Source organism: Acidovorax sp. PRC11 (assembly GCF_031844105.1).
In the GTDB taxonomy this organism is placed as follows: domain Bacteria; phylum Pseudomonadota; class Gammaproteobacteria; order Burkholderiales; family Burkholderiaceae_C; genus Paracidovorax.
This window is the reverse complement of record NZ_JAUZUQ010000030.1, coordinates 26,246-46,625: the sequence shown is the minus strand read 5'-3', so window position 1 is coordinate 46,625 and position 20,380 is coordinate 26,246. Positions and strand designations below refer to the sequence as shown.

The 20,380-nt window shown below is 68.4% G+C and carries 21 protein-coding genes; 18 read left to right on the top strand and 3 right to left on the bottom strand.

Annotated features, from left to right (window positions below):
• On the bottom strand, window positions 1–1,677 hold a 1,677-nt coding region (locus tag Q9R47_RS22435), incomplete at its 3' end, for an Rne/Rng family ribonuclease (RefSeq protein WP_311235333.1).
• Window positions 1,678–2,267: 590 nt separating this feature from the next.
• Here Q9R47_RS22435 and Q9R47_RS22430 point away from each other — a divergent pair.
• Genes Q9R47_RS22430 through Q9R47_RS22415 form a run of 4 tightly spaced genes read left to right on the top strand, consistent with a single transcriptional unit; the run spans window position 2,268 to window position 5,448 of the window.
• Window positions 2,268–3,296: an RluA family pseudouridine synthase gene (locus Q9R47_RS22430; protein ID WP_311235332.1), complete on the top strand. Its 1,029-nt coding sequence runs from the start codon at window positions 2,268–2,270 to the stop codon at window positions 3,294–3,296.
• Between the two features lie 10 nt (window positions 3,297–3,306).
• Window positions 3,307–3,975 carry an HAD-IA family hydrolase gene (locus Q9R47_RS22425; RefSeq protein WP_311235331.1) on the top strand — a complete coding sequence of 223 codons (669 nt, stop codon included), beginning with the start codon at window positions 3,307–3,309 and terminating at the stop codon, window positions 3,973–3,975.
• 34 nt (window positions 3,976–4,009) lie between these two features.
• Window positions 4,010–4,387 (top strand): Rieske 2Fe-2S domain-containing protein, encoded by a 378-nt coding sequence (locus Q9R47_RS22420; RefSeq protein ID WP_311235330.1) that lies wholly within the window; start codon window positions 4,010–4,012, stop codon window positions 4,385–4,387.
• An 8-nt stretch (window positions 4,388–4,395) separates the two neighbouring features.
• Window positions 4,396–5,448, top strand: a complete 1,053-nt coding sequence (locus Q9R47_RS22415) for a S49 family peptidase (protein WP_311235329.1) — start codon at window positions 4,396–4,398, stop codon at window positions 5,446–5,448.
• A 76-nt stretch (window positions 5,449–5,524) separates the two neighbouring features.
• Here the strand turns inward: Q9R47_RS22415 and Q9R47_RS22410 are convergent, their stop codons facing one another.
• Window positions 5,525–6,349, bottom strand: coding sequence for an SAM-dependent methyltransferase (locus tag Q9R47_RS22410; protein WP_311235328.1), 825 nt, complete (start codon window positions 6,347–6,349; stop codon window positions 5,525–5,527).
• A complete protein-coding gene (locus Q9R47_RS22405; protein WP_311235327.1) occupies window positions 6,346–6,945 on the bottom strand; it encodes a Maf family nucleotide pyrophosphatase in 600 nt (199 codons plus the stop codon). Before Q9R47_RS22405 ends, Q9R47_RS22410 begins: the two co-directional genes overlap by 4 nt.
• A 26-nt stretch (window positions 6,946–6,971) precedes the next feature.
• Between Q9R47_RS22405 and Q9R47_RS22400 the strand changes: the two genes are divergently transcribed.
• From Q9R47_RS22400 to lepA, 14 genes are all read left to right on the top strand, one after another.
• A complete protein-coding gene (locus tag Q9R47_RS22400; RefSeq protein ID WP_311235326.1) occupies window positions 6,972–7,523 on the top strand; it encodes a YceD family protein in 552 nt (183 codons plus the stop codon).
• 104 nt (window positions 7,524–7,627) lie between these two features.
• Complete coding sequence (rpmF, locus tag Q9R47_RS22395) at window positions 7,628–7,810, top strand: 50S ribosomal protein L32 (RefSeq protein WP_011794326.1); 183 nt, start codon at window positions 7,628–7,630, stop codon at window positions 7,808–7,810.
• 112 nt (window positions 7,811–7,922) lie between these two features.
• A complete protein-coding gene (plsX, locus tag Q9R47_RS22390) occupies window positions 7,923–8,957 on the top strand; it encodes a phosphate acyltransferase PlsX (RefSeq protein ID WP_311235325.1) in 1,035 nt (344 codons plus the stop codon).
• A 25-nt stretch (window positions 8,958–8,982) separates the two neighbouring features.
• Window positions 8,983–9,960 (top strand): beta-ketoacyl-ACP synthase III, encoded by a 978-nt coding sequence (locus Q9R47_RS22385; protein ID WP_311235324.1) that lies wholly within the window; start codon window positions 8,983–8,985, stop codon window positions 9,958–9,960.
• A 62-nt stretch (window positions 9,961–10,022) separates the two neighbouring features.
• Complete coding sequence (gene fabD, locus Q9R47_RS22380; RefSeq protein WP_311235323.1) at window positions 10,023–10,979, top strand: ACP S-malonyltransferase; 957 nt, start codon at window positions 10,023–10,025, stop codon at window positions 10,977–10,979.
• Window positions 10,980–10,998: 19 nt separating this feature from the next.
• Window positions 10,999–11,754 carry a 3-oxoacyl-ACP reductase FabG gene (gene fabG / locus Q9R47_RS22375; protein WP_311235322.1) on the top strand — a complete coding sequence of 252 codons (756 nt, stop codon included), beginning with the start codon at window positions 10,999–11,001 and terminating at the stop codon, window positions 11,752–11,754.
• Between the two features lie 103 nt (window positions 11,755–11,857).
• The gene (gene acpP / locus Q9R47_RS22370; RefSeq protein ID WP_003058049.1) at window positions 11,858–12,097 is read left to right on the top strand and encodes an acyl carrier protein; all 240 of its coding nucleotides are present in this window, start codon (window positions 11,858–11,860) and stop codon (window positions 12,095–12,097) included.
• Window positions 12,098–12,166: 69 nt separating this feature from the next.
• Entirely contained in the window at window positions 12,167–13,411 is a 1,245-nt protein-coding gene (gene fabF / locus Q9R47_RS22365; protein WP_311235321.1) for a beta-ketoacyl-ACP synthase II, read from the top strand.
• A gap of 48 nt (window positions 13,412–13,459) precedes the next feature.
• On the top strand, window positions 13,460–13,960 hold the full coding sequence (locus Q9R47_RS22360) for a hypothetical protein (RefSeq protein WP_311235320.1): 501 nt from the start codon (window positions 13,460–13,462) through the stop codon (window positions 13,958–13,960).
• Window positions 13,961–13,972: 12 nt separating this feature from the next.
• Entirely contained in the window at window positions 13,973–14,602 is a 630-nt protein-coding gene (gene rpoE / locus Q9R47_RS22355) for an RNA polymerase sigma factor RpoE (RefSeq protein ID WP_311235319.1), read from the top strand.
• A 66-nt stretch (window positions 14,603–14,668) separates the two neighbouring features.
• Window positions 14,669–15,316, top strand: coding sequence for an RseA family anti-sigma factor (locus Q9R47_RS22350; RefSeq protein ID WP_311235318.1), 648 nt, complete (start codon window positions 14,669–14,671; stop codon window positions 15,314–15,316).
• Between the two features lie 42 nt (window positions 15,317–15,358).
• Window positions 15,359–16,480 (top strand): MucB/RseB C-terminal domain-containing protein, encoded by a 1,122-nt coding sequence (locus tag Q9R47_RS22345; protein ID WP_311235317.1) that lies wholly within the window; start codon window positions 15,359–15,361, stop codon window positions 16,478–16,480.
• 131 nt (window positions 16,481–16,611) lie between these two features.
• Window positions 16,612–18,099 carry a DegQ family serine endoprotease gene (locus Q9R47_RS22340; RefSeq protein ID WP_311235316.1) on the top strand — a complete coding sequence of 496 codons (1,488 nt, stop codon included), beginning with the start codon at window positions 16,612–16,614 and terminating at the stop codon, window positions 18,097–18,099.
• A gap of 470 nt (window positions 18,100–18,569) precedes the next feature.
• Window positions 18,570–20,378: a translation elongation factor 4 gene (gene lepA, locus Q9R47_RS22335; protein WP_311235315.1), complete on the top strand. Its 1,809-nt coding sequence runs from the start codon at window positions 18,570–18,572 to the stop codon at window positions 20,376–20,378.
• The last annotated feature ends 2 nt before the right edge of the window (window positions 20,379–20,380 follow it).

Genomic DNA, 20,380 nt, shown 5'->3' with positions numbered 1-20,380 from the left:
GCCGTGCGCGTGCGCGCCGCCACGGGCATGGGCCGTGCGCGGCGTTTCGGGACGCGGCTCGGCGATCGGGGCGGGCGCGTCCGGCAGCACGCCCTTGATCACCGGGGTCTGCTTGTTCGTGGGCTCCTGCGAGCGGCGCGTCACGGTGGTGGGATCTTCCATCTCCTCGGCCAGCTTGTAGCTCGCGGCGATGTGGTCCAGGCGCGGATCGTCGTGCTTGAGGCGCTCGAGCTTGTACTTCGGCGTCTCCATGGTCTTGTTGGGCACCATGAGCACGTTCACGCGCTGCTTGAGTTCGATCTTGGCGATCTCGGTGCGCTTCTCGTTCAGCAGGAACGAGGCCACTTCCACCGGCACCTGGCAGTGCACGGCGGCCGTGTTGTCCTTCATGGACTCTTCCTGGATCATGCGCAGGATCTGCAGCGAGAAGCCTTCCGTGTCGCGCACGTGCCCGGTGCCGTCGCAGCGCGGGCAGCGGATGTGCGCGCCTTCGCTGAGCGACGGCTTCAGGCGCTGGCGGCTCATCTCCATGAGGCCGAACTTGCTGATCGTGCCGAACTGCACGCGGGCGCGGTCGTGGCGCAGCGCGTCGCGCAGGCGGTTCTCGACCTCGCGGCGGTTCTTGCTCTCCTCCATGTCGATGAAGTCGATCACGATCAGGCCGCCCAGGTCGCGCAGGCGCATCTGGCGGGCGACTTCGTCGGCGGCCTCCAGGTTGGTGCGGGTGGCGGTTTCCTCGATGTCGCCGCCCTTGATCGCGCGGGCCGAGTTCACGTCGACCGACACCAGCGCTTCCGTGTGGTCGATCACGATCGCGCCGCCGGAGGGCAGGGTCACCGTGCGGGCGTAGGCGGATTCGATCTGGTGCTCGATCTGGAAGCGGCTGAACAGCGCCGCGTCGTCACGGTAGCGCTTGACCTTGGCGGCATGCTCGGGCATGACGTGCGACATGAACTGCTGCGCCTGTTCATAGATGTCGTCCGTATCGATGAGGATGTCGCCGATGTCGTTGTTGAAGTAATCGCGGATCGCGCGGATCACCAGCGAGGACTCCTGGTAGATCAGGAAGGCGCCCTTGCCGCCCTTGGCCGCGCCGTCGATGGCGGTCCAGAGCTTGAGCAGGTAGTTCAGGTCCCACTGCAGTTCGGGCGCCGAGCGGCCGATGCCGGCGGTGCGCGCGATGATGCTCATGCCCTTCGGGTACTCGAGCTGGTCCATCGCCTCCTTCAGCTCGGCGCGGTCCTCGCCCTCGATGCGGCGCGACACGCCGCCGCCGCGCGGGTTGTTGGGCATCAGCACCACGTAGCGGCCGGCCAGGGACACGAAGGTGGTCAGGGCCGCGCCCTTGTTGCCGCGCTCTTCCTTCTCGACCTGGACCAGCAGTTCCTGGCCTTCGCGGATCACGTCGTTGATGCGGGCCTGGCTGGGCGACACGCCCTCGGCGAAATACTGGCGGGAGATTTCCTTGAAGGGCAGGAAGCCGTGGCGGTCCTCGCCGTAATCCACGAAGCAGGCCTCCAGGCTCGGCTCGACGCGGGTGACGACCGCCTTGTAGATGTTGCCCTTGCGCTGTTCGCGTCCCTCGATCTCGATCTCGTAGTCCAGCAGCTTCTGGCCGTCGACGATGGCGAGACGGCGTTCCTCGGGCTGCGTGGCGTTGATGAGCATCCGCTTCATGATGCGTTTCCTTCTTCGTTTTGGGTGCGGGACGCCGCGCAGCGCAGGAGCTGCTGCATGCGTCCCGGTTCAACCGTTGACACAGGCTCTTCAGGAGCCATGGATGCCAGGGCCGACGCACTGAAACGAAGGGAATTGCCGCTGAAAGCCAGGCGGCCGCGAAGCTGGGTACTAGCTCGGCAGCCGGGGTGGTGGGGCGTGGATGGGGGCGATGCAGGAAGCGTGTTTCCTGGCCGGGAAGAATGTCGCCGGCAGGGCACGCCATGCGGGCGCGTCGGGCATGCGGACGGCAGCGAGCGCCAGGGGCTTGCGCCCCTGCCACAGTGCCATGATCCAAGCCATCAGCGCCAACATGTATTTCGCTTTGATCCGCGGCAGGGGCGATCTCGGTGGAGAGGCGGCCTGCCGGTTGGGGATTCCGTTTGGGTGTTTCAATTCGTCAGCCGGGCCGTGCGGCGTGCGGGCCTTCGCAGGCAATCGGCCTGCAATCTGCGCGCACGACGCCCGTTGGCATCGACCTTCCTGTGCAGCATGCCGGGTCGGGTGGACTAAACTCCAGACAAATCAACCACTTACACAACGTCGCACAGGTGAAACACATTATAGGGGCCAAACCGGTACCCGGCCGTTCCCCCGCCGAATCCGAACCGGGTGCCGTGGCCGTGCGCTGGGTGGAAGTCGATGCCGAGTCCGCGGGCCAGCGGCTGGACAACTTCCTGATCCGCGAACTCAAGGGCGTGCCCAAGACCCACGTCTACCGCATCATCCGCAGCGGCGAAGTCCGCATCAACAAGGGGCGCGCCGCGGCCGACACCCGCATCGAGGCCGGCGACGTCGTCCGCGTGCCGCCGGTGCGGATCTCCGAGAAGGTCGCCGCAAAGGCCGAACGGCCGGCGCCGGCGCGCGAATTCCCGCTGCTGCTCGAAGACGAGCACCTGATCGCACTCGACAAGCCCGCCGGCGTGGCCGTGCACGGCGGCAGCGGCGTGAGCTTCGGCGTCATCGAGCAGCTGCGCCAGGCCCGGCCGCAGGCGCGCTTCCTGGAACTCGTGCACCGGCTGGACCGGGAGACCTCCGGCATCCTGCTCGTCGCCAAGAAACGCTCGGCGCTCACCCATCTGCAGGACCAGTTCCGCGAGCGCGAGACCGGCAAGACCTACCTGGCGCTCGCCTCGGGCGACTGGCCCGAGCGCCTCAAGGTGATCGATGCGCCCCTGCACAAGTATTTGCAGGCGGACGGCGAACGCCGCGTGCGCGTGACCACGGCGGAAGACCCCGATGGCATGCGCTCCATCACGCTGGTGAAGGTGCGCACCCGGCTGCCGGCCCGCCCGGCCGAGGGGCTGCCCGCGATGTCGCTGCTGGAAGTCACCATCAAGACCGGCCGCACGCACCAGATCCGGGTCCACCTCGCCAGCCAGGGGCATCCGATCGTCGGCGACGACAAATACGGTGATTTCGACCTGAACCGCCGCGTGCAGAAGCACGGGCTGCGCCGCATGTTCCTTCATGCATGGCGGTTACAGTTCGGCCACCCCGCCAGCGGCGAGCGCGTCACGCTGCATGCCGAACTGCCGCCGGAACTCTCCGGATTCCTGTCTCCCGCCGTCCCCGCCTGATCTGCCGCCCATGTCCGCTTCCCGACCCCGCCGCTTCGACCTCATCGCCTTCGACTGGGACGGAACGCTGTTCGATTCCACCGCCATCATCGTGCGCTGCATCCAGGACGCCGTGCGCGACGTGGGCGGCACGGCGCCCAGCGACCGCGACGCTGCCTGGGTGATCGGCATGGGGCTGATGGAAGCGCTCGCGCACGCGGCCCCGCACGTGCCCCCCGAGAAGCATCCGGAACTGCGCCGCCGCTACGGCTACCACTACGCGCGACACCAGAACGACCTGAGCCTCTTCGAAGGGGTGCTGCCGATGCTGGAAGACCTGCGCGCGCGCGGCCACCTGCTGGCCGTGGCCACGGGGAAAAGCCGCCGGGGGCTCGACGAGGTCCTGCACACCGTGTCCCTGCGCGGCATGTTCGACGGCTCCCGCACGGCCGACGAGACCGCCGGCAAGCCCCATCCGCTGATGCTCCAGGAGCTGATGGCGGAGTTCGGCGTGCCGCCCGAGCGCCTGCTCATGATCGGCGACACCACGCACGACCTGCAGATGGCCCGGTCCGCGGGCTGCGCGAGCGTCGGCGTGAGCTACGGCGCGCACGAGCCGTCGGGGTTCGCCGTGCTGGAGCCCCTGCACGTCGCGCATTCCGTCGCCGATCTGCACGGCTGGCTGCTGCAGAACGGCTGAGCCGCGGTCGCGGGCCGCCTTCCGGAGCCACTCCATGCCTGACATCGCCAGCCGGTCCGTCCACCTCTGCGCCAGCAGCGAACTGCAGGAGGGCGGCGATGCCGTCCCGTTCGACGTCGTCCACGCCGGCCAGACCTGCCGCGCCTTCGCCGTGCGCTACCAGGGGCGGCCCCACGCCTACCTGAACCGCTGCACCCATGTCCCCATGGAGATGGATTACCAGCCCAACCGCTTCTTCGACGACACGGGCCGGTGGCTGCTGTGCGCCACGCATGGGGCCGCCTACCGACCCGACTCGGGCGAGTGCGCGGGCGGGCCCTGCCGCGGCGGGCTGGTGAAGATCGCGATTTCGGAAGAGTCCGGAGTGGTGCGCTGGCATACTGGTCCCCACTTGCAACCCGTGGAATTCTGAGAAATCACATGACCGATCCGACCCGGAAAGACCCCTCCGGCCTGGAAGCTGATCCGTCGCCCACTCCCGATCTGTGGGCCCAGCCTGCTCCTGAAAAGATAGCGGATCACGCCGATGTACCGTCCGGGAAAATTCCGGGCTGGGAGCGCGACGTGCTGGAAAAACTCGTCTTCGCCACCCTGTCCGAACAGCGTTCCGCGCGCCGCTGGCGGGTTTTCACCCGGCTGGCGTGGCTGGTATTCCTGGTCGCCGTGGCCTGGGTGTTGCTTGCGCGCGACGTTGCGGCGCCCAGCAAGACCACGCCGCACACCGCGGTGGTCGACATCAAGGGCGAGATCGCCGCCGGCGCGGAGGCGAGCGCGGAGTTCGTGGTCGCCGCCATGCGCAGCGCCTTCGAGGATGCGGGCTCGCAGGCCGTGGTGCTGCTGATCAACTCGCCCGGCGGCAGCCCGGTGCAGGCCGGCATCATCAACGACGAGATCGTTCGGCTGAAGGCCAAGTACAACAAGCCGGTGTATGCCGTGGTCGAGGAGACCTGCGCATCCGCCGCCTACTACATCGCCTCGGGCGCGGACCAGATCTTCGTGGACAAGGCCAGCATCGTGGGCAGCATCGGCGTGCTCATGGACGGCTTCGGATTCACCGGCACCATGGAGAAGCTCGGCGTGGAGCGCCGCCTGCTCACGGCCGGCGAGAACAAGGGCTTCCTCGATCCCTTCAGCCCGCTGTCGGACAAGCAGCGCGCCTTCGCGCAGACCATGCTCGACCAGATCCACCAGCAGTTCATCCAGGTGGTGAAGCAGGGCCGGGGCGATCGCCTCAAGATCACGCCGGACACCTTCAGCGGCCTGTTCTGGACGGGCCAGCAGGCCGTCGAGATGGGCCTGGCCGACCACCTCGGCAACCTCGACTACGTGGCCCGCGAAGTGGTGAAGGCCGAAGACATCGTCGACTACACCCGCCGCGACAACGTGGCCGAGCGCCTCGTCAAGAAGTTCGGCGCGGCGATGGGCGAGACGGCGGTGAAGGCCCTGAACTCCCACCTGCCGGCGGTGCGCTGAGCGGCCGGCCGCTCGCTGCAGCGGCGGGCATGCGAAGAAAAAGGCGCCGAGGCGCCTTTTTCTTCGTCCTCGTGCGTCACCGCCCGATGGAGAACACCGCGGGCGTGCGGTTGTCCGGGGCTTCCGGCTGCTGCTTCCATTGCCGCACCAGGCGGCTGGCCGTGCGGGCATGGTCCAGCGTGAGGCCGCTGGCGATCGCCAGGCGCGTGTTGGCCTGCAGCGTCTGCACCAGTGCCTGCCAGAGCGCGGCATTGCGGTAGGGCGTCTCGATGAACAGCTGGGTCTGGCCCGTGCGCAGCGCCAGGGCCTCCAGCTCGCGGATGCGCTGCGTGCGCTGTGCGGCATCCTGCGGCAGGTAGCCGTTGAACGCGAAGTTCTGGCCGTTGAGCCCGCTGGCCGCCAGGGCCAGCAGCAGCGACACCGGGCCCGTGAGCGGCACCACGCGCAAGCCCAGGTCGTGGGCGGCGCGCACCACCGAGCTGCCGGGGTCCGCCACCGCCGGCATGCCGGCCTCGCTCACCAGCCCCATGTCGTGGCCCGCGAGCGCCGGGGCCAGCAATTGTTTCGCATCGAAGGCCGGCGCTCCGGCGCCCTGGGCGCCAGGGTGGTCGCCCTTCTTGTGGACCTCGCGCGGCAGTTCGGTGATCCGCTGCTCCTGCAGCGGTGCCGCCAGCGGGTGCAGCGCGTCGATGCGCTTCAGATAGGCGCGCGTGCTCTTGGCGTTCTCGCAGATCCAGTGCGTGAGGCGTGCCGCGGTCTGCAGCGTGCCGTCCGGCACCACACCCTGCAGCGGCACCTGCGCATCGCAGCCGAAGTCGAGCGGTGCGGGCACCAGGAACAGGGTGGCGCGCGCCGCGGCGGCGCCGCCAGCGGGGGAGGGCGGGGTGGTGTCCTGCGTCATGGCAGCACCAGCCCGGCGGCGCGCAGCATGCGGCAGGTGCGGATCAGCGGCAGGCCCACGAGTGCCGTGGGGTCGTCGCTCACGATCGCGTCCAGCAGGCTGATGCCCAGGCCTTCGCTCTTGGCGCTGCCCGCGCAGTCGTAGGGCTGCTCCGCCCGCAGGTAGCGCTCGATCTCGGCGTCCGACAGGTCCCGGAACCGCACTTCGACGGGGGCGAGGTCGGTCGCCTCGAAGCCCGTCTCCAGGCACGCCACCGTCACCGCCGTCTGGAAGACCACGGTCTGGCCGCGCATGCGCTGCAGCTGCTCCACGGCGCGCCCATGGGTGCCCGGCTTGCCGAGCGGCGTGCCCGCCAGGTCCGCCACCTGGTCGGAGCCGATCACGATGGCGCCGGGATGGTGCCGCGCCACGGCAAGGGCCTTGGCGCGCGCGAGCCGCAGGGCCAGTTCGCGCGGGGCTTCGCCGGCGTGCGGGGTTTCGTCCACGTCGGGCGCCGCGACGTCGAAGGGCAGGCCCAGGCGGTCCAGCAGTTCGCGCCGGTAGCGGGAGGTGGAGCCCAGTACCAGCGGGCGGGGAGGAGAGGCAGGGTCGAGCATGGCGGGGATTCTCTTACACTGCCGCCATGACCAAGGAATTCTCTCCCCAGCGCCTCGACGTCAAGGCATTCGCGCAGGCGGGCGGTCACCTGTCCGGCCACGATTCGCTCCTCAAGTACGAGCGGCTCGCGCAGGAAGCCAAGGGCCTGCATCCCGACCTGATCGTCGACTGGCAGGCCGACGGCGAATTGCGCACCACGCACGGCATCGGCGGGCAGATCTGGCTGCGGCTGGCGGTGCGGGCCACCTTCCCCATGACCTGCCAGCGCTGCCTCACCCCGGTGGACGTGCCCCTGGAAGTGGACCGCGAGTTCCGCTTCGTCGCCGACGAGGCCACGGCCGAGGCGCTCGACGACGAGAGCGAGGAAGACCTGCTGGCCCTGAGCCGCGAGTTCAACCTGCGCGAGCTGATCGAGGATGAACTTCTCATGGCGCTGCCGCTGGTGCCTCGCCACGAGGAATGCCCCGCTCCCGTGCGGATGGCCTCCAGCGACGAGGATTTCGAAGAGGCCAGCGCCGGGAAGCCGAACCCGTTCGCTGCCCTCGCGTCCCTCAAGACCGGTAAGCCTGGAAGCTGAAAATCCATTTCGGATATAATCGTGGGCTTCGCGCGAATCCCCTCGTGTCTTCAATGGGCTGATCGCGTTTTTACCAACCCACCCTTTCGAGACCAGGATCCATCATGGCTGTTCAACAGAACAAAAAGTCCCCCTCCAAGCGCGGCATGCACCGCTCGCACAATGCGCTGACGGTGCCCGGCATCGCTGTCGAACCCACCACCGGCGAAACCCACCTGCGCCATCACATCAGCCCCAACGGCTTCTACCGTGGCCGCCAGGTGCTGAAGAACAAGTCCGAAGCCTGATCTTCGCCTGCGCGCTCAGGCCCGCCGCTACGGAAATGGTAGCGCGGGCCTTTGTTTTGTCCGCTGCATCAATTTTCCGGACCGCACCCGCGTGCGATCCGTCATGTCGCCCATGATCACACTGGCTGTTGACTGCATGGGGGGCGACCACGGCCCCCGCGTCACGCTGGCGGCCTGCCGCCAATTCCTCGACAACCATCCGCAGGCGCAACTGCTGCTGGTCGGCCGCCCGGACGACCTCGGCGGGTTCGCGCACGCGCGCGCCCGGACCGTCCCGGCCACCGAGGTCGTCGCGATGGACGACCCGGTGGAGGTGGCCCTGCGCCGCAAGAAGGACTCCTCCATGCGCGTGGCCATCCAGCAGGTGAAGGACGGCACGGCCCAGGTGGCGGTGTCCGCCGGCAACACGGGCGCGCTCATGGCGATCGCCCGCTACCTGCTGAAGACCCTGGACGGCATCGACCGCCCGGCCATCGCCACGCAGATGCCCAACGCCCAGGGTGGGGCGACCACGGTGCTCGACCTCGGGGCCAACGTGGACTGCACCGCGGAGCACCTGCTGCAGTTCGCCGTCATGGGCGCCGCGCTCGTGACCGCGCTCAACGAAAGCACGCAGGAGCCGACGGTCGGCCTGCTGAACATCGGCGAGGAAGTCATCAAGGGCAACGAGGTCATCAAGCGCACCGGAGAACTGCTGCGCTCTGCCTCCCAGTCGGGCGACCTGAACTTCTACGGCAACGTGGAAGGCAATGACATATTCAAAGGCACTGTGGACATCGTCGTCTGTGACGGTTTCGTGGGCAATGTGGCGCTCAAGGCCAGCGAGGGTGTCGCCTCGATGATCGTTGGCGGGCTCAAGCAGGAGTTCAAGCGCAACATCTTCACCAAACTGGCGGCAGTTGTCGCCTATCCGGTGCTATCTGCGCTCATGAAGCGGATGGACCATCGCCGATACAACGGCGCCGCGCTGCTCGGCCTGCGGGGCCTTGTCTTCAAAAGCCACGGTTCGGCAGACATATTGGCTTTCGAGCAGGCGTTGAACCGCGCGTATGATGCGGCCCGCAACAACCTGCTCGACCGGGTCCGGTCGCGGGTTGCGCATGCCGCGCCCCTGCTGGGGCCTGCCGCTGCGCAGCCGGCGCCCTGAGCGACCATTTTTCGGGCCCCATTGAATGAGCCGTTATTCCCGCATCACAGGCACCGGCAGCAGCCTGCCGCCGCGCCGCCTGACCAACGCCGACCTCGTGGCCGAACTGGCCGACCGCGGCGTGGAGACCTCGGACCAGTGGATCGTGGAGCGCACCGGCATCCGCGCGCGGCATTTCGCCGAGCGCGACGTGGGCAGCAGCGATCTGGGCCTGGAGGCGGCGCGCAAGGCGCTCGATGCCGCGGGCGTGCAGCCCGCCGACATCGACCTCATCATCGTGGCCACCTCCACGCCGGACATGGTGTTCCCGTCCACGGCGTGCATCCTGCAGAACAAGCTGGGCGCCAACGGCTGTCCCGCGTTCGACGTGCAGGCGGTGTGCAGCGGCTTCATCTACGCCCTGGCGGTGGCGGATTCCATGATCCGCTCGGGCGGCGCCCGGCGCGCCCTGGTCGTGGGTTCCGAAGTGTTCAGCCGGCTGCTCGATTTCAATGACCGCACCACCTGCGTGCTGTTCGGCGACGGCGCCGGCGCGGTGGTGCTGGAGGCGTCCGAGACGCCGGGCATCCTGGCGAGCGACCTGCATGCCGACGGCAGGCACGTCGGCATCCTGTGCGTGCCCGGCAACGTGTACGGCGGCCAGGTCCTCGGCGATCCGCTGCTCAAGATGGACGGCCAGGCCGTCTTCAAGCTGGCCGTGGGCGTGCTCGACAAGGCGGCCCGCGCCGTGCTGGACAAGGCCGGCCTGAAGGAGTCCGACGTCGACTGGCTGATTCCCCACCAGGCCAACATCCGCATCATGCAGGGCACGGCCAGGAAGCTCGGCCTGCCGATGGAGAAGGTGGTCGTCACCGTGGACCAGCACGGCAATACGTCGGCCGCGTCCATTCCGCTGGCGCTCGACCACGCCGTGCGCACCGGCCAGGTCCGTCCCGGCCAGAACCTGCTGCTCGAAGGCGTCGGTGGCGGCTTCACCTGGGGCGCCGTCCTGCTCACGCTCTGAGGACTGCCGCGGTCCGCGCCGCAGCGCGGGCCCGGTCCCTCTCCTGAACTGAATCTCCCTCCATGACCACGAAGAATTTCGCATTCGTCTTTCCCGGACAGGGATCGCAATCCGTCGGCATGCTCGACGCCTGGGGTGACCACCCTGCCGTGGCCGAAGCCGTCCGGGAAGCCTCCGGCGCGCTCGGCGAGGACGTCGGCCGCCTGATCCAGGAAGGCCCCAAGGAAGCCCTGGCGCTGACCACCAACACCCAGCCGGTGATGCTGGTCGCCGGCGTGGCGGCCTGGCGCGCGTGGCTCGCCGAAGGCGGTGCGCAACCCGCCGCGGTGGCCGGCCATTCGCTGGGCGAGTATTCCGCCCTGGTGGCCTCCGGCGTGCTCACGCTGTCGCAGGCGGCACCGCTCGTGCGGCTGCGTGCCGCGGCCATGCAGGAGGCCGTGCCCGTGGGCGCGGGCGCCATGGCGGCCATCCTCGGGCTCGAATCCGCGAAGGTGATCGAGGGCTGTGCCCAGGTCACCGCCGCCTTCGGCGCGGGCAGCACCGACGTCGTCGAGGCCGTGAACTTCAACGACCCGGCCCAGACCGTGATCGCCGGCACCAAGGCCGGTGTCGAGAAGGCCTGCGAAATGCTCAAGGCCATGGGCGCCAAGCGCGCGCTGCCGCTGCCCGTGTCCGCGCCGTTCCACTCCAGTCTCATGAAGCCCGCGGCCGAGAAGCTGCGCGAGGCGCTCGCCGGACTGTCCCTGGCGGCCCCCCGGATTCCCGTGGTCAATAACATCGACGTGGCCGTGGAGCAGGATGCCGACGCGATCCGCGATGCGCTCTACCGGCAGGCGTTCGGTCCCGTGCGCTGGGTGGAGTGCATCGGTGCGCTCAAGGCGCGCGGCGCCACCCATATCATCGAGTGCGGCCCCGGCAAGGTGCTGACGGGCATGTGCAAGCGCATCGATGCGACGCTGGCGGCGGGCTCCGTGTACGACCCCGCTTCGCTGCAGGAAACCCGCGAACTGCTGGCCTGAGACGGCTCAAAGAGACCCCATGACCCTTTCGACATCCCCTGACAACGCCGCCCGCATCGCCCTGGTGACGGGCGCCTCCCGCGGCATCGGTGCCGCCATCGCCGCCGAACTGGCCGCGCGGGGCTTCCGCGTCATCGGCACGGCCACCACCGAAGACGGCGCGCAGCGCATCACCCAGGCCCTGTCCCCGCACGCGGGCTGCCGGGGCGCCGCCCTCGACGTGAACGACGCCGCGGCGCTCGACGCGCTGATCGACGGCATCGTGAAGGAGCAGGGCGGCCTGCACGTGCTGGTCAACAACGCCGGCATTACGCGCGACCAGCTCGCCATGCGCATGAAGGACGACGACTGGGACGCCGTGCTGGACACGAACCTCAAGGCGGTCTTCCGTGCCTGCCGGGCCGTGATGCGGCCGATGATGAAGCAGCGCTACGGCCGCATCGTGAACATCACGAGCGTGGTCGGCGCCTCGGGCAATCCGGGCCAGGCGAACTACGCTGCGGCCAAGGCGGGCGTCGCCGGCATGACGCGCGCGCTGGCCCGTGAGCTGGGTAGCCGGAGCATCACGGTGAACTGCGTGGCGCCCGGATTCATCCGCACCGACATGACCGCCGAACTCTCCGAAGAGCAGCACAAGGCCCTGCAGGCGCAGATCCCGCTGGGCCACATGGGCCAGCCGTCGGACATCGCCAAGGCCGTCGCCTACCTCGCCTCGGACGACGCGGGCTACGTGACCGGCCAGGAGTTGCATGTCAATGGCGGCATGTACATGTAATTGATGGAAGTTGACGCCGGTTGTTCCGCCCGGCAGGCCATTTCGAGGTGTATCTCGATCCGGCTAGAATCGCGGATTCATTCACAACCCCCAAAGGGAAACCATGAGCGATATCGAAGCACGTGTCAAAAAAATCATCGCCGAACAACTCGGCGTGGAAGAGTCGCAAGTCACCAATGAAAAGGCCTTCGTGGCCGACCTGGGCGCCGACTCCCTCGACACGGTGGAGCTGGTGATGGCGCTGGAAGACGAGTTCGGCATCGAGATCCCTGACGAAGACGCAGAGAAGATCACGACGGTGCAGAACGCCATCGACTACGCGAACACCCACCAGAAGGCCTGACCGTCCGGTCTCGCCTCACCCGCGGATCGCTCCCAGCGGTCCCGCATCAGCACGAAAGAGTCTTAGCGCATGAGCCGTCGTCGCGTCGTCGTGACCGGCCTGGGTTGCATCACCCCCGTCGGTAACACGGTGGCGGAAGCCTGGGCCCGAATCCTGGCCGGCCAGTCCGGCATTGGCCTCATCACCAAGTTCGATGCTTCGAACTTCGCCTGCAAGATCGCGGGCGAGGTCAAGGATTTCGACCTGAACGCCTACATCAGCGCCAAGGATGCGCGCACGATGGACAGCTTCATCCATTACGGCATCGCCGCGGCAGACCAGGCCGTGCGCGACGCGGGCCTGCCCGTGGGCGAGGCGCTGGATGAGGAATTGGCGAGCCGTATCGGCTGCATCATCGGCTCGGGCATCGGCGGCCTGCCGCTGATCGAGAACACGCACGCGGAGCTGGAGAACCGCGGCCCCCGCCGCATCACGCCCTTCTTCGTTCCAGCCTCCATCATCAACATGGTGGCGGGGCATGTGTCGATGCGCTTCGGCTTCAAGGGGCCGAACCTGTCGGTCGTCACGGCGTGCACCACCGGCCTGCACTGCATCGGCGAGGCCGCGCGCAAGATCGAGTACGGCGATGCCGACGTGATCGTCGCGGGCGGCACGGAATCCACGGTCTCGCCCCTGGGCGTCGGCGGCTTCGCGGCCATGCGGGCGCTGTCCACGCGCAACGACGATCCGGCCACCGCGTCCCGCCCCTGGGACAAGGACCGCGACGGCTTCGTGCTGGGCGAGGGCGCCGGCGTGCTGGTCCTCGAAGAGTACGAACACGCCAAGGCCCGCGGCGCGAAGATCTACGCCGAGCTCTCGGGCTACGGCATGAGCGCGGACGCCGGCCACATGACCGCGCCCAACATGGACGGTCCGCGGCGCGCCATGCTCGCTGCGCTGCGCAATGCCGGCATCAACGCCGATCAGGTGGACTACCTGAACGCGCACGGCACCTCCACCCCGCTGGGCGACCTCAACGAGACGAAAGCCATCAAGGCGGCGCTCGGAGACCACGCCAAGCGCATGGTGGTCAGCTCCACCAAGTCGATGACGGGCCACCTGCTGGGCGGTGCCGGCGGCATCGAGAGCGTGTTCACGGTGCTGGCGCTGCGCGACCAGAAGGTGCCCCCGACGATCAACATCTTCGAGCAGGATCCGGAGTGCGATCTGGATTACTGCGCCAATGCGGCCCGCGACATGAAGATGGACGTGGCCGTGAAGAACAATTTCGGGTTCGGCGGCACGAACGGCACGCTGGTCTTCCGGCGCGTCTGACGGCCGGCCCGCGCGACGCCGGCGGGCCTGCCGCCCTGCCCGAGACCCATGGCGCACTCCACCCGGGATCTGCATGCGCCCGCCGTGTGCCACCCTGCCGGCGCCGGCCGGTGGGTGCCCGCGATGGCGGCCGCGGCGGGACTCGCCGGCCTGGCGGCCTGGGCGGGCTGGGCCGCCACGGGGAGCGGCTTTTCCACCCGGAACGCGGCCTACGGCGGCCTGCTGTGGGCCGTGTGCATGGCCGTGGCCTGGCGTTCCCTGGCCCGGTGGCCGTCCGGCCTGCTGGACTGGGACGGGCTGGACTGGTGCCTGGACCGCGGAAGGGTGCTGCCGGACCTTCGGGGGCGCCTGGAGGTGGCACTCGATCTGCAGCGCTTCCTGCTGGTGCGGCTCGTGGATGCCCAGGGCCGCGCCTGGTGGCTGGCCCTGGAACCCGGCCGCTCCGCGGCCGACTGGATGGCGCTGCGCCGTGCGGTATATTCGCGCCCCGGACGGGAGCCCACTGTCGAGGGGGACAAGACCCCTGCCGCTCATCGCCCCGATGCATGAGCCCATCACACCATGAACGCCTCTCTGCCCCCGCCTTCCCCCCCCGACAGCGACCTCCAGCTCGTGGAGCGCACCGTTGCCGGCGACCAGCGGGCCTATGAGCTGCTGGTCATCAAATACCAGCGCCGCATCGAGCGCCTGATCGGCCGCATGGTGCGCGACGCAGACCTGGTGCAGGACATCGCGCAGGAAACGTTCCTGCGCGCCTACCGCGCGTTGCACCAGTTCCGCGGCGAAGCGCAGTTCTATACCTGGCTCTACCGCATCGCCGTCAACACCGCCAAGAAGGCGTTGATGGACATGAAGCGCAATCCGGTGATTTCCGAGAATGCATTGCGTGGCAATGATGAGGAAGATGAAACTTCCCGTATCGGGCACGAACTAACCACGGACGAAACCCCCGAAACGGTACTGGCTGCGCAGGAGATTGCGGAAGCCGTGAACACGGCCATGGAAGCACTGCCGGAAGATCTGCGCCAGGCGGTCACGCTGCGCGAGATCGAAGGGCTGACGTACGAGGAGATCGCGGAGGCCATGCAGTGTCCCATCGGCACGGTGCGGTCGCGCATCTTCCGGGCCCGCGAGGCGATTTCCGCCCGCGTGCGCCCGCTTCTCGAGAAGCAGACCGGCAAGCGCTGGTGACGGGACGGCAATGTGTGGAGGCATCGGCGTGCGCGCCGGCCTCCCAGGACGATACAGGTGAGCAGCATGAAAGACGATCTGACACAGCGTGAGCAGCTTTCCGCCCTGGCCGACGGCGGCCTCGGCACGGCGGAGTGGGGCGAGACCTTCGCGTACGCTCAGACCGGAGAAGGCCGGGAGACGTGGGCCGTCTACCACCTCATCGGCGACGTGCTGCGCTCGCCGGAACTGGCCCGTGGCGCCGATCGCGGCGCCGACATGTCCCTGGCGGCCCGCGTCACTGCGCGGCTGGAGCAGGAACGCATCTCCGCCGCGGCGGTGTCCCTGCCCGAGCCTGCCCAGCCGATCGTGGCCGCGGTGCCCGTGAAGGACGAGGCCGCGAATGCCGCGGTGTTCCGCTGGAAGATGGTCGCCGGCTTCGCGTCCCTGGCCGCCGTCGGTGTGCTCGGCTGGAGCGGCCTGGCCGGGGTGCAGCCGTCCGCGGGTTCCGGTGCGCAGGTCGCTTCCGCAGCGGCCCCCGCCCCGGTGCGCGCGGAAGCGCCGGTGTCCACGCTGGTGTCGTCCACCGACGCCAGCGGCGCGCCGCAGGTCATGATCCGGGATCCGCGCCTCGACGAACTGCTGGCGGCCCACCGGCAGTACGGCGGCGCGTCCGCGCTGCAGATGCCGGCGGGGTTCCTGCGCAACGCCACGTTCGAGACGCCCCAGCGCTGACACTGCCGCGACCGGAGACCGGAATTGGACGGCATGGAGCGCATGGAACGCACACCACGGACACGAGGCGATCGGACATCCTGGAGCGCACGGCGCCTGGCAGGCACCGCGGCCCTGCTGGCCGCCGTGCTGGCGCCCGCGGCCTGGGCGGGGCCCGACGCGGCAGCGACGCCCGGAGGAGCGCCCGAGGGCCGGCCCCCGGCGGCCGGGGCGGCCGCCGCTGCACCCGCGTCCGCCGCCTCGGCCGCCGTCGAGGTGCGCGATTGGGTGGAGCGCATCCACCGCGCGGCGCTCGCGCAGAGCTACCAGGGCAGCTTCGTGGTGTGGTCCTCCACCGGCGGCATGACCAGTTCGCGCATCTGGCACGCCACCGACGGCACGGTGCAGATCGAGCGCATCGAGGCGCTGGACGGCTCGCCGCGCACGGTCTTCCAGCGGGGTGAGCTCGTGCGTACCTTCCTGCCCCAGGCGCGGGTCGTGAAGGAAGAGCGCCGGGACATGCCGGGCCTCTTCCCGCACCTGTCGCAGGCCGACAGCGAAGCCGTGCAGCGCCACTACCGCGCCCGCCTCATCGGGCGCGACCGGGTGGCGGGCCAGGAAGCGGACGTGGTCTGGCTCGCACCGCGCGACGCGCTGCGCTTCGGCTACCGCCTCTGGATGGCGCGGCCCAGCGGGCTGGTGGTCAAGCTGCAGACGCTGGGCCTGCGCGGGCAGGTGCTGGAGCAGGCCGCGTTTTCCCAGATCGATTTCGAAGCGCCGCCGACGGTGCCGCAACTGGCCGCGCAGATGGACGAACTGCACGGCTTCCGCCTGCTGGCCGTCCCGCTCGTGAAGACCACCGCGCGCGAGGCCGGCTGGCAGCTGCGCCGGCCCGTGGCGGGCTTCCAGCCCGGCGACTGCTACAGGCGCGGCGCTGCCGCGCAGGACAAGGTGCCGATGCCGCCCCTGCAGTGCATCTTCTCCGATGGCCTGGCCACGGTGTCGCTGTTTTTCGAACCCTACGATGCCGCCCGCCATGGCGGCGAGCCGCGGCGCATGGACATGGGCGCCACCCAGACGCTGGCCCTGCGGGCGGCGGGCGGTGCCGCCTGGCTGACGGCGGTGGGCGAGGTGCCGCAGGAAACCCTGCGGATGCTGGCGGACCAGATCGAACCGGCGCGGTGAACGCTGCCGGCCGCCCGGCGGCGTGCGGTCCGCGGCGTCGCGGGGAGCCGAACACGGCCTTGTCCTTCACACCACCGCCCGGTTTTTTACAGACGATGTGCGATTTGCTCGAAAAGAAAGAAAGGCCTTCCATGTTCACGTTCCCGCATGAACCATCGCGTCTCCGGATGCTCGTTCGTTCGCTGGCCGCCGCGGGTGCCATCGCCCTGGCTCCCGCCGGGGTGCTGCACGCACAGGCCGCGCCGGCGGGTGCGCCCGCCCTGGTGCAGGGACTGCCGGACTTCACGGACCTGGTGGACCAGGTCGGCCCGGCCGTGGTGAACATCCGCACGCTCGAAAAGGCGCCGGACCGTTCCGCCACCAACGGCATGGACGAGGAAATGCTGGAGTTCTTCAAGCGCTTCGGCCTGCCCATGCCGGGCGGTCCGCGCCAGCAGCGGCCGCAGCGCCCGGACGAAGAGCAGCCGCGCGGCGTCGGCTCCGGGTTCATCCTCACGCCCGACGGCTACGTGATGACCAACGCGCACGTGGTGGAGGGCGCGCAGGAAGTGCTCGTCACCCTGACGGACAAGCGCGAGTTCAAGGCCAAGATCGTGGGCTCGGACAAGCGCACCGACGTGGCCGTGGTGAAGATCGACGCCACGGGGCTGCCCGCGGTGAAGGTGGGCGACATGAACCGCCTGCGCGTCGGCGAATGGGTGATGGCCATCGGCTCGCCGTTCGGCCTCGAGAACACCGTCACGGCCGGCATCGTGAGCGCCAAGCAGCGCGATACGGGCGACTACCTGCCGTTCATCCAGACGGACGTGGCGATCAACCCCGGCAACTCCGGCGGCCCGCTCATCAACATGCGCGGCGAGGTGGTGGGCATCAACAGCCAGATCTACTCGCGCTCCGGCGGCTTCATGGGCATCTCGTTCGCTATCCCGATCGACGAGGCGATCCGCGTGAGCGACCAGCTGCGCGCCACGGGCCGCGTGACGCGCGGCCGCATCGGCGTGCAGATCGGGCAGGTGACCAAGGACGTGGCGGAGTCGATCGGCCTGGGCAAGACGCAGGGCGCGCTCGTGACCGGCGTGGAAGCCGGCTCCCCGGCCGAGAAGGCCGGCGTGGAAGCGGGCGACATCATCACGCGCTTCGACGGCAAGGCCATCGACAAGATTTCCGATCTGCCGCGCATGGTGGGCAACACCAGGCCGGGCAACAAGAGCACCGTGACGGTGTTCCGGCGCGGCGCGACGAAGGACCTGCCGATCACCGTGGCGGAGATCGAGCCCGACGAGAAGCCCGGCGCGGCCGCGGGCGAGCGCAACGCCCCGCCCAAGCCCAAGGCGTCGGCGGCCGCCCAGCAGCTGGGCCTGGCCGTGGTCGAGCTCACCGATGCCCAGAAGAAGGAGCTGAAGGTGAAGGGCGGGGTGCGCGTGGTGTCGGCGGCCGAGGCCGCGGCGCGGGCCGGGCTGCGCGAGGGCGACATCATCCTGGGCATCGCCAACACCGAAATCGCCGGCATGAAGGACTTCGATGCCGTCCTGGCGAAGGTGGACAAGACCAAGCCGATCAACGTGCTCTTCCGCCGGGGCGAGTGGACGCAGTACCTGGTGATCCGCCCGGCGCGCTGAGGCCCAGGCCACGGAAAAGCCCCATCCCGCACTAGGGAGTGGGGCTTTTTCCCGCCCAGCGGCTTCCCTGGGGAAGCCCTGGGCGCCCATGAAACGCATAAAAAAAGTTCTATCTACAGATATGGATAGAATGCGACCCGATTTCCTGCCCTATTTGGAATAAGCAAACCCTGTAACATCACGATATGGGATCGTCACCTTCCATGCACAGGTGTTCCACAGATCACCCACATGTTGTTCTCAGGATGTGCGCCGGATTTGTGAATAAGCTGTGTATAAGCAGCACGTTGCAGGGTGGCAACGTGTCCCGGCGCCCCGGGCACGGGCTTTCCCTCTCGGCCTTTTTGCCTACAATGAAGTTCCAACCATCGCAGTTGCCAAAGATTGTTGGTTCAGGGCGCGTCACCTCTTGACGCGCCCTTTTTTCTTGTGCGCGCCGTTTTAATTCAATTACTTGTCGCTTCTCGTTGATGAATCACATCAGAAATTTCTCGATCATTGCGCACATCGATCACGGCAAATCGACGCTGGCTGACCGGCTGATCCAGCGGTGCGGCGGCTTGGCCGACCGCGAGATGGAAGCCCAGGTGCTCGACTCGATGGACATCGAGAAAGAGCGTGGGATAACCATCAAGGCCCAGACGGCCGCACTGCAGTACAAGGCGAAGGACGGGCAGGTCTACAACCTCAACCTCATCGACACGCCGGGCCACGTGGACTTCTCGTACGAGGTGTCCCGTTCCCTCTCGGCCTGTGAAGGCGCGCTGCTGGTGGTCGATGCATCGCAGGGCGTCGAGGCGCAGACGGTGGCCAACTGCTACACGGCGCTCGACCTCGGCGTCGAGGTGCTGCCGGTGCTCAACAAGATGGACCTGCCGCAGGCCGATCCGGACAACGCGAAGGCCGAGATCGAGGACGTGATCGGCATCGACGCGACCGACGCGATTCCCTGTTCCGCCAAGACCGGCATGGGCATCGACGAGATCCTCGAGCTGATCGTCGCCCGCGTGCCGGCGCCGCGCGGCAACCCGGACGCGCCGCTGCGCGCGATGATCATCGACAGCTGGTTCGATCCCTACGTGGGCGTGGTCATGCTGGTGCGCGTGGTCGACGGCCGTCTGCTCAAGGGCGAGCGCTTCAAGATGATGGCCTCGGGCGCGGCCTACAACGCCGACAACCTGGGCGTGTTCACGCCGGCCAACGAGGCGCGCACGGCCTTGAGCGCGGGCGAGGTGGGCTACATCATCGCGGGCATCAAGGAGCTGAAGGCCGCGAAGGTGGGCGACACCATCACGCTGGAGAAGAAGCTGCCCAACAACCTGGGCCCGGCCGAGCAGGCGCTGCCCGGCTTCAAGGAAATCCAGCCGCAGGTGTTCGCGGGCCTGTACCCGACGGAAGCCAGCGAATACGACCAGCTGCGCGACGCGCTGGAGAAGCTGCAGCTCAACGATGCCTCGCTGCACTTCGAGCCCGAGGTGTCGCAGGCGCTGGGCTTCGGCTTCCGCTGCGGCTTCCTGGGCCTGCTGCACATGGAGATCGTGCAGGAGCGCCTGGAGCGCGAGTTCGACCAGGACCTGATCACCACCGCGCCCAGCGTGGTGTACGAAGTGGTCAAGGGCGACGGCGAGGTCATCATGGTGGAGAACCCCTCCAAGATGCCCGAGCAGGGCCGCATCCAGGAGATCCGCGAGCCGATCGTGACGGTGCACCTCTACATGCCGCAGGAATACGTGGGTCCCGTGATGACGCTGGCCAACCAGAAGCGCGGCGTGCAGCTCAACATGGCCTACCACGGCCGGCAGGTGATGCTCACCTACGAGCTCCCGCTCGGCGAGATCGTGCTGGACTTCTTCGACAAGCTCAAGTCGGTCTCGCGCGGCTATGCCTCGATGGACTACGAGTTCAAGGAATACCGTGCATCCGACGTGGTGAAGGTGGACATCCTGCTCAACGGCGAGAAGGTCGATGCGCTGTCGATCATCGTGCACCGCTCGCAGTCGCAGTACCGCGGCCGCGCCGTGGCCGCCAAGATGCGCGAGATCATCAGCCGGCAGATGTTCGACGTGGCCATCCAGGCCGCCATCGGCGCCAACATCATCGCGCGCGAGACCATCAAGGCGCTGCGCAAGAACGTGCTGGCCAAGTGCTACGGCGGCGACATCACCCGCAAGCGCAAGCTGCTCGAGAAGCAGAAGGCGGGCAAGAAGCGCATGAAGCAGATCGGCTCGGTCGAGGTGCCGCAGGAAGCCTTCCTGGCGATCCTGCAAGTGGAGGATTGATC

Bases quoted from the DNA above. Each gene is read 5' to 3' on its own strand.
- Q9R47_RS22425 (WP_311235331.1), top strand. From the start codon at position 3,307: ATGTCCGCTTCCCGACCCCGCCGCTTCGACCTCATCGCCTTCGACTGG.
- Q9R47_RS22420 (WP_311235330.1), top strand. From the start codon at position 4,010: ATGCCTGACATCGCCAGCCGGTCCGTCCACCTCTGCGCCAGCAGCGAA.
- Q9R47_RS22415 (WP_311235329.1), top strand. From the start codon at position 4,396: ATGACCGATCCGACCCGGAAAGACCCCTCCGGCCTGGAAGCTGATCCG.
- Q9R47_RS22410 (WP_311235328.1), bottom strand. From the start codon at position 6,349: ATGACGCAGGACACCACCCCGCCCTCCCCCGCTGGCGGCGCCGCCGCG.
- Q9R47_RS22405 (WP_311235327.1), bottom strand. From the start codon at position 6,945: ATGCTCGACCCTGCCTCTCCTCCCCGCCCGCTGGTACTGGGCTCCACC.
- Q9R47_RS22400 (WP_311235326.1), top strand. From the start codon at position 6,972: ATGACCAAGGAATTCTCTCCCCAGCGCCTCGACGTCAAGGCATTCGCG.
- rpmF (WP_011794326.1), top strand. From the start codon at position 7,628: ATGGCTGTTCAACAGAACAAAAAGTCCCCCTCCAAGCGCGGCATGCAC.
- plsX (WP_311235325.1), top strand. From the start codon at position 7,923: ATGATCACACTGGCTGTTGACTGCATGGGGGGCGACCACGGCCCCCGC.
- Q9R47_RS22385 (WP_311235324.1), top strand. From the start codon at position 8,983: ATGAGCCGTTATTCCCGCATCACAGGCACCGGCAGCAGCCTGCCGCCG.
- fabD (WP_311235323.1), top strand. From the start codon at position 10,023: ATGACCACGAAGAATTTCGCATTCGTCTTTCCCGGACAGGGATCGCAA.
- fabG (WP_311235322.1), top strand. From the start codon at position 10,999: ATGACCCTTTCGACATCCCCTGACAACGCCGCCCGCATCGCCCTGGTG.
- acpP (WP_003058049.1), top strand. From the start codon at position 11,858: ATGAGCGATATCGAAGCACGTGTCAAAAAAATCATCGCCGAACAACTC.
- fabF (WP_311235321.1), top strand. From the start codon at position 12,167: ATGAGCCGTCGTCGCGTCGTCGTGACCGGCCTGGGTTGCATCACCCCC.
- Q9R47_RS22360 (WP_311235320.1), top strand. From the start codon at position 13,460: ATGGCGCACTCCACCCGGGATCTGCATGCGCCCGCCGTGTGCCACCCT.
- rpoE (WP_311235319.1), top strand. From the start codon at position 13,973: ATGAACGCCTCTCTGCCCCCGCCTTCCCCCCCCGACAGCGACCTCCAG.
- Q9R47_RS22350 (WP_311235318.1), top strand. From the start codon at position 14,669: ATGAAAGACGATCTGACACAGCGTGAGCAGCTTTCCGCCCTGGCCGAC.
- Q9R47_RS22345 (WP_311235317.1), top strand. From the start codon at position 15,359: ATGGAACGCACACCACGGACACGAGGCGATCGGACATCCTGGAGCGCA.
- Q9R47_RS22340 (WP_311235316.1), top strand. From the start codon at position 16,612: ATGTTCACGTTCCCGCATGAACCATCGCGTCTCCGGATGCTCGTTCGT.
- lepA (WP_311235315.1), top strand. From the start codon at position 18,570: ATGAATCACATCAGAAATTTCTCGATCATTGCGCACATCGATCACGGC.